This is a genomic window from bacterium, from assembly GCA_037131655.1.
GTDB lineage: Bacteria > Armatimonadota > Fimbriimonadia > Fimbriimonadales > JBAXQP01 > JBAXQP01.
In genome coordinates, this window is record JBAXQP010000057.1 from 1 (window position 1) to 11,731 (window position 11,731).

Annotated in this window: 14 protein-coding genes; 5 read left to right on the forward strand and 9 right to left on the reverse strand. The window is 46.7% G+C overall.

Annotated features, from left to right (window positions below; all coding sequences use genetic code 11):
* Positions 1 to 335: 335 nt before the first annotated feature.
* A complete protein-coding gene (locus WCO51_04180) occupies positions 336 to 1,568 on the reverse strand; it encodes an ROK family transcriptional regulator (GenBank protein ID MEI6512457.1) in 1,233 nt (410 codons plus the stop codon).
* Positions 1,569 to 1,810: 242 nt separating this feature from the next.
* Between WCO51_04180 and WCO51_04185 the strand changes: the two genes are divergently transcribed.
* Genes WCO51_04185 through WCO51_04195 form a run of 3 tightly spaced genes read left to right on the forward strand, consistent with a single transcriptional unit; the run spans position 1,811 to position 3,870 of the window.
* Positions 1,811 to 2,710 (forward strand): polysaccharide deacetylase family protein, encoded by a 900-nt coding sequence (locus WCO51_04185; GenBank protein ID MEI6512458.1) that lies wholly within the window; start codon positions 1,811 to 1,813, stop codon positions 2,708 to 2,710.
* Positions 2,670 to 3,266, forward strand: coding sequence for a sigma-70 family RNA polymerase sigma factor (locus tag WCO51_04190; protein ID MEI6512459.1), 597 nt, complete (start codon positions 2,670 to 2,672; stop codon positions 3,264 to 3,266). The genes WCO51_04185 and WCO51_04190 overlap by 41 nt, the downstream gene beginning before the upstream one ends.
* Positions 3,267 to 3,273: 7 nt before the next feature.
* On the forward strand, positions 3,274 to 3,870 hold the full coding sequence (locus WCO51_04195; protein ID MEI6512460.1) for a zf-HC2 domain-containing protein: 597 nt from the start codon (positions 3,274 to 3,276) through the stop codon (positions 3,868 to 3,870).
* Between the two features lie 123 nt (positions 3,871 to 3,993).
* On the opposite strand, the gene WCO51_04200 is transcribed toward WCO51_04195, so the two are convergent.
* A complete protein-coding gene (locus WCO51_04200; GenBank protein ID MEI6512461.1) occupies positions 3,994 to 4,986 on the reverse strand; it encodes an anti-sigma factor in 993 nt (330 codons plus the stop codon).
* Between the two features lie 97 nt (positions 4,987 to 5,083).
* Between WCO51_04200 and WCO51_04205 the strand changes: the two genes are divergently transcribed.
* Positions 5,084 to 5,587: a hypothetical protein gene (locus WCO51_04205; protein ID MEI6512462.1), complete on the forward strand. Its 504-nt coding sequence runs from the start codon at positions 5,084 to 5,086 to the stop codon at positions 5,585 to 5,587.
* A gap of 37 nt (positions 5,588 to 5,624) precedes the next feature.
* Here the strand turns inward: WCO51_04205 and WCO51_04210 are convergent, their stop codons facing one another.
* From WCO51_04210 to gltX, 7 genes are all read right to left on the reverse strand, one after another.
* Complete coding sequence (locus WCO51_04210) at positions 5,625 to 5,999, reverse strand: DUF5615 family PIN-like protein (GenBank protein MEI6512463.1); 375 nt, start codon at positions 5,997 to 5,999, stop codon at positions 5,625 to 5,627.
* Positions 5,996 to 6,226 (reverse strand): DUF433 domain-containing protein, encoded by a 231-nt coding sequence (locus WCO51_04215; GenBank protein ID MEI6512464.1) that lies wholly within the window; start codon positions 6,224 to 6,226, stop codon positions 5,996 to 5,998. Before WCO51_04215 ends, WCO51_04210 begins: the two co-directional genes overlap by 4 nt.
* Positions 6,227 to 6,295: 69 nt before the next feature.
* Positions 6,296 to 7,018 carry a 1-(5-phosphoribosyl)-5-[(5-phosphoribosylamino)methylideneamino]imidazole-4-carboxamide isomerase gene (hisA, locus tag WCO51_04220; GenBank protein MEI6512465.1) on the reverse strand — a complete coding sequence of 241 codons (723 nt, stop codon included), beginning with the start codon at positions 7,016 to 7,018 and terminating at the stop codon, positions 6,296 to 6,298.
* Between the two features lie 19 nt (positions 7,019 to 7,037).
* Complete coding sequence (gene hisH, locus WCO51_04225; protein ID MEI6512466.1) at positions 7,038 to 7,652, reverse strand: imidazole glycerol phosphate synthase subunit HisH; 615 nt, start codon at positions 7,650 to 7,652, stop codon at positions 7,038 to 7,040.
* Positions 7,649 to 8,254, reverse strand: a complete 606-nt coding sequence (gene hisB / locus WCO51_04230) for an imidazoleglycerol-phosphate dehydratase HisB (protein ID MEI6512467.1) — start codon at positions 8,252 to 8,254, stop codon at positions 7,649 to 7,651. The genes hisH and hisB overlap by 4 nt, the downstream gene beginning before the upstream one ends.
* On the reverse strand, positions 8,244 to 9,542 hold the full coding sequence (gene hisD / locus WCO51_04235; GenBank protein MEI6512468.1) for a histidinol dehydrogenase: 1,299 nt from the start codon (positions 9,540 to 9,542) through the stop codon (positions 8,244 to 8,246). Before hisD ends, hisB begins: the two co-directional genes overlap by 11 nt.
* Before the next feature lie 8 nt (positions 9,543 to 9,550).
* Positions 9,551 to 11,014 carry a glutamate--tRNA ligase gene (gene gltX / locus WCO51_04240; GenBank protein MEI6512469.1) on the reverse strand — a complete coding sequence of 488 codons (1,464 nt, stop codon included), beginning with the start codon at positions 11,012 to 11,014 and terminating at the stop codon, positions 9,551 to 9,553.
* A 55-nt stretch (positions 11,015 to 11,069) separates the two neighbouring features.
* Between gltX and WCO51_04245 the strand changes: the two genes are divergently transcribed.
* Complete coding sequence (locus WCO51_04245) at positions 11,070 to 11,705, forward strand: JAB domain-containing protein (GenBank protein MEI6512470.1); 636 nt, start codon at positions 11,070 to 11,072, stop codon at positions 11,703 to 11,705.
* The last annotated feature ends 26 nt before the right edge of the window (positions 11,706 to 11,731 follow it).

The following is an 11,731-nucleotide window of genomic DNA, read 5'->3' on the forward strand; positions in this document are numbered from 1 at the left end:
CTGGTGAATATTACAAGCTCACTCTCTAAACTTCAGGAAATCTCGGAGGTATTGGGTGGGGGGAGAAGAGGCGATAGAGGAGAGGCAAGAAGCAAGAGGCAAGATTACGGATGAGATTAAGATTAGGATTAAGAGTATGATGCCGGAAATTCGCTCTTCGTACTAGAACGTGTCATCGCGAGGGTGAATGTGCCGAAGCAACCCCCTCCATGCCCTACTGATTGTTAATCCTTACCGTCAACAGGTACGGCCGGAAGGCATACTCAGGGATACGGATCACAAAACAAACAAGACCCCTGCGTAACCGCAAAGGCCTGGTTTGTTCTGTAAAAGAACTACTTCTGTGAAGAGTGCAATGCACCGTCTTTGCTCGGGGACAGGTCAGTTAACCAACGGTCTAGGACTAGGTGAGCTGAACCTAGGGCAGAGGCATACTCATCGGATTCGATGCCCGCAAGTCGAAGGTTTTCGTAAACGTCAGGGAGAGTATTTAATCTCACATGGCGTTTGACCGTATCGAGCACGATGGAGCCTAAATTGACTAGATCGCCTGCAAACAGAATTGTTTTCGGCCTTAGCATGTTGGCCAAGTTGGCAACGGCATCACCGATCGCATCGGCCACTTCAGAAATTACACGGTAGCAAAGCTGATCGCCTGCCTGCGCCGCTCTCATAACTTGAGCTATTGTCAAGTTGCTGTTGTCTTTAAGCGATTCACGTAACAAGGAAGGGAAACCGGAATCCAATTCTTCTTTAATGCGGTTCAAGATGCAGGGTTCTGATACAATCTCTTCCATCATAACCGGTGGGCGTGATGGCAGGCATACTTTCAAATGGGCTAGGTCAAGTGCAGCTCCATCAACCCCTTGGTAGAGCGAACCACTAATAGCCAGTGCGCCACCGATGTTATAATTCAAGTCGATTAATAAAACAGTCTGGTTCCTTAAATTTGTATAGTTGTAAATCTCATATCCTAATCTGGTTCGAGCGTTATTATCAACAGAGATGAGCTTATCTTTAAATGCTTTCGATACTTCGGTTGTAATGTCCACTGATTCCCAGTTAAATAGTCCAGGTGTTACTTGAGCCGTTCCGGTTTCGCTGTAAACGACGCCTGAGAGTGAAATCCCTACACCCAGAAGTCGGTCAGCTTGAGCATCAGCTTTACTCGTAGCCATTTCGGCTGCTTTGACGATTCGCTTTATGATTTCTGAGGGTGAGGCGCCGGGGGTTAAATCTTCGCGTGATTGGTTAACGACAGAACCATCCGCATCCATTAAAACAGTGCGGATAAGGTTAGGACAAACTTCAAGCCCGGCAATATAAGCGCGACCGGATGCTAGCCTTAGCTGAACAGGTCGTCTTCCACCCAAAGATACCGCTCGGCCTGATTCTCGAAGCCAACCATTATTGATAAGGCGACGAATGACCATCGAAATCGCGGCAGGACTTTGCCCAAGACGCTTGGCTAGGTCGGAGCGAGTTATATCAGGGAGATCATATACGTATCGGATTAATTGACGTTCAACGCGCCAAGCGCTCGGAGTTCTTTTTCTTTTTCTCAACATACTGCTTTTTCTCCAATCGAGTCTGGAAGATCGCCCTGCCATTAAGTTAATTGGATGATCTCACTCTTGCCTAAAAGGATACATCTAAAATAGAAGATTCTTCAACTGTAGAAACAAATATTTTGCTTGTAGTGATAACAATTTTTCAAAGTCTACCCTTGTAGGTTCAATTGAATTTGAAGTTAATTGCTAAGGTTTTGACTATGAATGTGATGAAGAACAGCACAGGTATAATCCTAGCAATGAAACGTGTTTTATTTTTTCTAGGGCGTTTTGGTTTATGGGTTGAAATAATTTTACTTTTTGGCGGGGCAATCAGTTTAATGTTGGCAACCCGTTGTGAGCCTTGGTATCGTCTTGTTAACCCTGAGTACTGGATACTTAGAGTTCAGGGGAAAGACCTTTTCGACCAGTCAGGGGTGCTTTGGCATGGTAATCGGAACCGGCCGGAAATCGCTCTTACTTTTGACGATGGTCCGGATCCTGTTTACACGGATAGAGTTTTGGATGCATTAAAACGCGCCAATATGAAAGCAACTTTTTTCTTAGTTGCAAAAAATATTAAAAGTAATCCTGAATCTGCCAAAAGAATAATAAAACGCATTTTAGCGGAAGGACATGATATCGGCTGCCATTCCTACGACCATCAAAGGATGCCGACGCTTACTTACGATCAGCAGTGGCGTCAACTGCGAGATTCGAACGTGATATTAGCTCAAACGGTAGGCCGCCAATATCACTTATATCGGTCTCCTTACGGAGATTGGAACAATGATACTTTGCGGGCAGCCCAAGCGCATAGAATGATTCTGGTCAACTGGACTGTTGGCGGGGACTCCTATTACAACTATGAAATGACCAGTCATTACGTCGGTAAGATTTTGCGGCATACGGGAAAAGGCAGTATTCTGCTGCTTCACGATCGCGGAAATCACCACTTAACGGCTGAACGCTTAGATCAACTTCTTAATGGAATAAAAGAAAGAGGGTTGACCTCAGTTACCCTGTCACAATTACTAGGAAAATTACCACAAAGAGCGAAGTGGAACTTTAATTTTGAAACCCTTCGTATATTGGGTAGTAGGAGGGATGCGAACTCTAATGATTATTGCTCGAGACGACGTGGTACCTCAAGAACTTGATAGCCACGATTTCGAGGAATACATGCGCCGGCACTACCGGCACGCGTATCACCTAGCATTTCGTATGGCAGGTAATGAGGCGGATGCGGAGGATCTGACGCAAGAAGCTTTTTTGCGCGCTTATAGATTCTTCGATCGTTATGATCCGCGTTTGCCATTCACCAGTTGGCTTTACAGAATTATGACGAACGTTTATATTGATGAAGTTCGTAAACGAGGTAAAGCTAAGGTGTATTCACTGGATGAGCCTATTCGCTCTGATAGTAGTGAATCGACGGTGGCTTGGGAGATCAGCGATCCCAATGCCGATCCTGAAATGCAGGTCATGGAACAGATATTAGAAGTGGATCTCCAAGAAAGTTTACAACGCTTATCTCCGGAGTTCCGATGGTCAGTTATCCTTGCGGATGTTGAAGGGTTATCTTACGAAGAGATAGCCGAAACGATGCACTGCTCGATAGGGACTGTCCGTTCTCGCATTCACCGAGGCCGAAAGCAATTAAGGGCGTTCTTAGAAAAGAAACGTCCTGAATGGAAATCAAATGCTCAGAGGTGATTTTTTAATGTTGAATTGCCGTTTAATTGAACGAATGTTGTCTTCTTACATCGATGGAGAACTTTGCGGCGTGGAAATGATGCGTATCCGCCGCCATCTCCAAGAATGCTCTGATTGTCGCGTTGAGCACGATCATATTTTGATGACCAAACGGGTGGTTTCATTGATGCCGGTGCGTCAGCCCAATGTTGACTTCGAAGTACGCCTCATGCAGCATGTTTTTGATTCCAACTCTCAAGTTAAGGGTTCACGTTGGCTGTTTTGGATGACTGACCTGAAGAACGCTTTTCGAATGCCTTCTGAAAGAGCCAAACGAGTGCTTGCTTTTGGTGGAGCGTTGACTGCTATTGCCTGGATGGCAGGAACCGTAAATGATTCAGCCTACGTTTCCGCTCCTCCTCTGGGCGCTTCGAACGTCAGCGTAATAATTCCCGCCCAACGAGATTTTATTCGCACAAGCGCAATCCCTGTTATTCCGGCTAACAATGTTCATAATTCAAAGATAGGTTACGCTGGACTATATCCACCCATCGCCGGTAATGGAAGCACTGAAAATACCAATTTTAAGATCGATAATTACGACTTGATTATCAGTGGACGCTAACCGTTTCATGAAAACTCATGCTGCCGATTTAGTCGACTACTCAGGATGAGGCGTGATGAGTTAAAAGCAGCTCTGTTGTATTGAGTAAATCCATCCTGAGTGCGAAGCTATTTTCGTTGTCTCCTAAAGTTTAACTTTGAATACCGCTACGTCAATTTGCTTTTCCGCATCAGAACGGGCGCTTCGATTATGCCTTTCGTCCCGCTTAAATTCGATCCCTTTTACTTGCTCAATTCCTTCAGGTGTCATCGCGTTCAATTCTAAGCTTGAATGTGCGCTACGATCCCTTATCTCGTCTAGTTTATTACCGGGCGTCATTAAGCTTTCCAGCCCTTCATAAGACCCTGCGCTCATAACCATACGGGTATGGGGAAGAGAAGGTGAGCGGGCTAAAATGGTTGCTTTTGGATCAGGAGTGATATTGACTTCATCAGGCGTTTCATTGGTTGGACTGGGTTCAACCTTACTGATAGAAGCTTCAGGTGCGTTTAGAGGCTGTCTTGCTGTATTTGAAATATTTGGCTTGATCTCAACATCCTTTGGTAAGTATGACTTTCCTAAATCGATGTTAGAGAGCGTTGTGCTTGGTGCAAAGGCGACTTTTAGCCCAATGTGTCTGATAGTATGAGGCGCCTGTGCATCTTGCTGCATCGTTGGTCTAGTTGCAATGGTTTTAGTATTTATACTCTCGGGTTGTTTGGAAATTTGATGATGAACTACTGAAGCGGTTTTAGGTTTTTCAGACTGAAAATGAGTTGTAATAAAGAATAATGCGGCAAAACCGGCTATTGCACAAACGCCATAGGCTAAGCGTATCGGACGAGAAGGTTGTATCCGTTGTGCCCATATTGAGCGTTTGAGTGTGGTAGCCGCTAGAATTCGACTACGGAGTTCGGCTGGAGGATCTAATTGTGGCAGTGTGCTTGCCGACGTGGCTTTCATGAATACGAGCGCTTCTTTGCATCTATCGCAGCGATGAGCGTGACTTTCAACCTCATTCGCTTCGTTATCAGAAAGTTCGCCGTCGGTATAGAGCGACAATTTTAACCACATGCCGCTGCATACACCTTCGACTGGCTCGATTTCATTTGTATCCCAGAAGCCTTGACCGGACATCTTCCTGTCCCTCCGTGATTATTCCTACATGAACTTTGACAGGCAAGAGCAAAAAAAGTGGCATCGATTTTTCAAAGGCGGTAATATATTCAACATAATGAAGGAACGATGGCTTAGCAGAACGATAGGCGATTATACATTTATTGAAGCTGATGGGTTGATCTTATTAGGTCCTCTCGAGCGATATCCAATATCTGCCATTGATGGCGATAATTGGGAAGTTGAATACAGCGCCAATCACGTGCACTCGAATGTGTGCGCGAATGACTTAGACAGGGTTCGTGAGGAGTTGAAGATCGTTAGTTCCCTTGAGAACGCCTTAAAAGAGGCCTATCCGACCCGAAAATTTGTAATTGCCCATGCTCCGGGCAACACCGTAACTTTTTACCAATCTGAGCCAGGTTCACCCATTGGCGGTGTCTTCACTCAAGAGCAGCCAATTGAAACAAGTTGGTGCCAAACCTGCGGCGCTAATGTGAAATATCACTCCTGCCTCTCCCCAAAAGAATCTCCCGAATCCGAATGGGGCCTTTGCATCACCTGCGGCGCTTTAATTCTATTGGGACAAATAGAGGTGTTGACTTTCGTGGGTCCTGGGTAGGTGGCTTATTAAAAGCAGAGTATTCTTGTAGCGGGTATCAACGCTCTCGATTTATTGGGAGTCTGCGAACTCTATAACGATTATCCTGAACTATAATGACTGCTCCAGCGTTGATTTCGGTTTTGCGCTCTTTCAGTACTGAAAATAGCCGTGGGTTTAGGAATGAAGGTTTGAAGTTGCTCAAACGGAAAATGATCACACTTGGAAGATTATGCCCATAGGCGGATAAGAGATCTCCGAAATCTAAATCACAAGTTAAAACAATGCGCTTTTCGTCCTTAGCTTTAATGAGGATTTTATCATCTGTAAGTCTCTGTAATCCCTGTTCACTTAAGTGAACTACATCATATCCATCGTTCCGTAGAGCATCAAGAGTAGTTTTAGAAATCCCCATGTCAGCGAGAAATTTCACGATACATGCTCGACAATAGGATATATTTCATCGTCTGCTAAAGACGCAGCATACTGCAAGGCTTGACGAATATCATCTGCTTCTAGGTCAGGATATTCAAGTATTATTTCTGAAATAGTCATACCATTAGCCACAAGGTTGACAACTTGTCCAACAGTTATACGAAGTCCGCGAATGGTTGCTTTCCCGCCCATGACTTGTGTGTTATAGGTGATACGGTCAAACATAAGTTTTACCTCCATTTTTAGTATATCACAGCCCTTTAACTCGATGAGCTAACCTTAGTAGCCTTTTACCTATTTCCCCACATTAATCGCCTCATTTAAATCGAAAGCGCCCGCATAAAGGGCTTTGCCTATGATTACGCCTTCTATGCCTAGGGGGGTTAGGGGGAGGAGGGATTTGATGTCTTCCAGAGTGCTGACGCCGCCGGAGGCGATTACGGGGATTGAGATTGCTTCGCACATTTCTCGCATTTTGTCTAAACTTACACCCTGGAGCATGCCGTCTTGGGAGATGTCGGTGTAGATGACACGGCATGCGCCTAACGCTTCCATGCGTTTGGCGAATTCGATAGCTGTTTCGTTAGTATCTTCTTGCCAACCTTTGACGGAAACTCGGCCATGACGCGCATCTAAGCCAACTGCTACTTTTTCACCGAACTGATTAAAGAACTTAGCCGCAAGTTGTTCGTCTTGGGCAAGGGAAGTGCCGACGACCACGCGTGAAACTCCCAAAGTCAGCATCATTTCAGCTGTATGAAGTGATCTTACTCCACCGCCGAATTGTACGGGGATATTAACCCTTCTGAGCATCTCACGAATAACCGCGACATTTTGAGGCGCTCCTGCTTTGGCTCCATCAAGGTCGACTACATGAAGCCATTCTGCCCCTAAGCTCTGCCACTTTTCAGCCATTAGCCAAGGTTCTTCGGAGTAAACAGTAGCCGAATCAAATCGCCCCTGTGTGAGCCGAACACATCTGCCGTCTTGTATATCAATTGCTGGAAATATTATCATAGTCGTAAAAACCTATTTGCTATCCTAAGTTTGCGAAATTTTCTAGCATCTTTAAGCCTACAGCGCCGCTTTTTTCTGGGTGGAATTGGGTGGCGTAGAGGTTGTCTTTTTGGACGGCTGCGCAAAAGGTTAGGCCGTAATCGGATTCGGCGGAGATGACACTTTCGTCAGTTGGGGCAGGGTAATAGGAGTGTACGAAATAGACAAACGCTCCGTCCTCAATCCCTTCAAATAGTCGTGATGGGCGTAGCTTGAGAGAGTTCCAACCCATATGGGGAACTTTTAATGTGGGGTCTTTGATGACATCGCGAAAAGGCAATACGCGGCCGGGGAGGATGCCTAAACCGGGCCATTCTCCCATTTCTTCCCCAACATCAAATAGCATCTGTAGGCCAAGACATATTCCCAAAAAAGGCTTTCCTTGTGCGATTACTTCCTTGACAACCTCATCCATCGACAGCTTGCGCATATTTGCCATACAAGCGCCGAATGCGCCCACTCCCGGCAACACAACCTTATCCGCTTGCCGAACTTTATCAGGGTCGGAAGTTATTTCAGCAACGACCCCTAGCTTTTCAAAAGCTTTTTGGACGCTCCGCAGGTTGCCCATGCCGTAATCGATGATACATATCATTCAATCATGCCTTTTGTGGAGGGAACTTCGTTGTTTTTGAGGCGTCGAACAGCCATTCCTAATGCTCTTCCAAAGGCTTTAAATATAGCTTCGGCAATATGGTGTGTATTCGAGCCGGAAAGCTGCTTGATGTGAAGCGTAAGTCCTGCATGTTGGCATACGGCGCGGAAGAACTCTTCGATCATCTCGGTCGACATACCGCCGATATGGTCGCGGGTATAGGTGACTTCAAAGCTCAAGAAGGTGCGCCCGGAGAAGTCCATCGATACCATTACCAGCGCTTCATCCATTGGTAGCACAACCCAGCCATATCGCTCGATGCCACGTTTATTTCCAAGGGCTTTGTGCAGAGCTTTACCAAAGCAGATACCGATGTCTTCAACAGTGTGGTGTTCATCGACTTCGATATCACCGGTTGCCTGGATAGACAAATCGATTTTCGATTGGTAGGCAATATGATTAAGCATGTGATCGAAAAAACCAATCCCCGTTTTAATTTCACCAAGACCGGCTGCATCTAATGTAATTGCCAGGGCGATATTGGTTTCTTTGGTTTCTCGTTCAACTTCAGCAAAACGATCTCGTAAATCTTCAGTTTTCATTAGAATCTCCCTTTTTTCGTACTTTCGCAGCATACACGTGCGCATCAAATCCTTCTATTTGTCCTAACGCTTCTATCATCGGCGTTGCTTTCTGCAGAGCTTCGGAATCATAAGAAATTACGCTGGTTTTCTTGACAAAATCATCCACATTAAGCGGCGATGCGAATCTGGCCGAACCACTGGTGGGCAGTGTGTGGCTTGGCCCTGCGGCGTAATCTCCAAGAGATTGGGGTGAGTAATTGCCCAATAAGATCGCTCCCGCCGATTTAACTTTCGACAGCCAACTCATCGGTTCCTTCACCATTAGCGAAAGATGTTCCGGCGCAACTTTATTGGCCCACTCAATCGCTTCAGTGATATCGCCGGTGATGATGACCGCGCTGTGCTTGAGTGATGCCTTTAAGATTTCACATCGAGGATGGAGTGCGGTTTGACGTTCGATCTCATCGAGTACCTTTTTGGCAAGCGATTCATCGGGTGTGAGGAGAAATGCGCTGCAATCCTCGGCATGCTCGGCTTGAACTAAGAGGTCAGCTGCGACAAACATTGGATTAGCAGTCTCGTCTGCCACAACGCAGACTTCACTTGGTCCGGCTAACATATCGACCCCAACCATTCCCCAAATCATGCGTTTGGCGAGGTTAACATATACATTTCCCGGCCCAACTACTTTGTCCACTTTCGGAACTGTTTGAGTGCCGAATGCCATCGCAGCGATTGCTTGGGCTCCACCGATAGAGAAAACCTTGTCAACTCCAGCCTCGCCGGCAGCAAAAAGCACTGAAGGCGGTAGCGTTCCGTCTTTTAATGGCGGAACGCAAAGAATAATTTCCTTTACACCTGCTACAAAGGCTGGAATGCAGTTCATTAGGACAGAACTAGGATAAATCGCTTTTCCGCCGGGAACATAAACACCAACACGCTCTAACGGGGTGAGCATTTGGCCTGCCCAACCGCCGTCTCTTGTATTCATCCACCAAGAGGCGCGACGTTGGTTAGAGTGATACTCCGTAATTCGTGCGGCAGCGTTTCGAATAGCGGTCTGCAGATGTATAGGCGTGTTGTTACGAGCCTTTTCGAATTCATTGGAAGGCACGCGAAAGTCTTCGAGAGTCGGGCAGTCCCACAGGCGAGAGTATTCCAAAACTGCCTCATCGCCACGCAGACGCACATTATCGACAATCTCCCGAACTTTCATTTCGAGATCAGGATTATCCTCGAAAAACGGCCTCTTTATAGCCGCTTCTATTTCCTTATGATTATCTTTTTTTGTATTAAAAATAAGCATTTTTGTAGTTAGCGTTTCACTTTTTCAAGCGTTTTCTCAAGACGTTTAATGACTCGGTCTTTGCCCAGAACTACAATGGTTTCGAATAAGCCGGGGCCGATGGTTCGGCCGGTTAGGGCCACTCGGGTTGGATGGATAATGTTACCGGCGCTTAGTTCTTTCTCCTCGGCGACTTTTCGGATAACAGCTTCAATCTCATCGTGATTCCAGTTCTTTATGGCACTGAACAATTCGACTTCGCGCAGTAGAATGGCTAGGACGTAATCTTTACCCATCCACTTATCCCACGCCTTGGCATCTACTTCTGGTTCTTCCTTAAAGAAGAACTCTGTGACAGTCGGCGCTTCGGATAATAGCTTCATGCGCTCTTGTTCAAGAGCGATCACTTGCTCGGCATAAAGTTTCTGCTCGGGTGTGATTTCAACCGGAAGTAGCCCCGCTTCCTGCAGATATGGCAGGCAGTAATTAGTCAAATCCTCTACGCTCATATGGCGGATATAATAGCCGTTCATCCAGTTGAGTTTTTCATGGTCGAATACCGCCCCGGATTTAAGACAGCCTTCGAGAGTAAATTTCTCGATAGTCTCCTCAACAGTAAGTAGTTCCTGATCGTTCCCCGGTGACCACCCCAATATTGATAGAAAGTTAAAAATCGTATGCGGCAGATAGCCCATGGCGACGAAGTCCATGAAATTGGTTGTGCCATGTCGTTTCGAGAGCTTGCTGCGATCAGGGCCGAGCAATAGCGACAAATGAGCAAACTGCGGCGGATCCCAGCCGAAGCCTTCGTAAAGCATGATGTGTTTCGGTGTACTAGAAATCCAGTCCTCGCCGCGTATGACATGACTGATCGTCATCATGTGGTCGTCTACAACATTGGCGAGGTGATAGGTCGGCCAACCATCGGCTTTGAGAAGCACCTGATCGTCGATGAGTTTGTTCTCGAACTCTGTCCAGCCTCTGACAATATCGTTCCAGCCGGTTTTGCCTTCGCGTTTGACCTTTAATCGAATGACAAACGGCTCCTTCTCCGCTACGAGCTTGGCGCGTTCTTCGTCAGAAATCTTTATGCAGTGGCGATCGTAGCCGGTGGGTAGACCAGCCGCGCGCTGCTTCTCTCTAATCTGATCGAGTCTTTCTTTCGAACACCAGCACTTGTAGGCGACACCCTTATCGAGCAATTCCTGGGCGGCGTTTTGGTAGAAAGACAGACGTTCACTTTGAATGTAGGGACCGCAGGCGCCGCCGACTTCAGGGCCTTCATCCCAATTACATCCAAGCCATGAAAGCGCTTTATAAAGTTGTTCTGTTGCGCCCGGCACTTCACGCTCACGGTCGGTATCTTCAATTCGAAGGATAAATTTTCCGCCCGTGTGGTGCGCAAAAAGCCAGTTGAATAGTCCCGTATGGACGGTTCCAACGTGGGGTGGCCCTGTTGGACTCGGCGCAAATCGTACTCGTACTTCGCTCATTCATTGCCTCAATATGGTTTGTAGTACGAGGGTTATAACATAAAAGGCCCTTTGAATGCAAATCCGACCTAGCAACGCCTTGTTGACAACCTTCAAAGAGCGTGGTATGCTTGGCTCGATGGGGAATGAAGAGACGGGAATTGAATATACAGCGGAAAAGGCGCTTCCTGCGGAAGAATGTCCGCGTGAGCGATTGGTGCGTTTGGGTGCAGGTTCGCTTAGCACTATTGAGCTGCTGGCGATCCTATTAAAGGGCAATGTAGATGAGTCGCAGGCGCTTGATGCGGCTAGTGAATTGTTGAAGCAGTTCGATGGTATTCGCGGCTTAGCTTCGGGTTCGCTAAATGAAATAGCTGATATATCCCTAATTGGGCAAGACAGGGCGGTGATGGTGCTTGCCGCATTGGAACTCGGTCGGCGGGTTTCGTTAGCGGGAATTGGAGAACGCAAGGAAATCCATGGCCCTGAAGATGTATTTGCCATTCTCAGCGGCACTCTGCGCGATGAAAAACGCGAACATTTTTATGCCCTGCTGATGAATACTAAGAATTTTGTGATGAGAATAAGCCCAATCAGCATCGGTACGCTCGATATGAGCCTTGTTTCACCCCGCGAACTTTTCAGAGAGGCAATTCGAGAGGGGGCGGCGGGAGTAATTGCAGCACATAATCATCCAAGCGGTGATGCATAGCCGTCAAAAGACGATATAGAAATTAC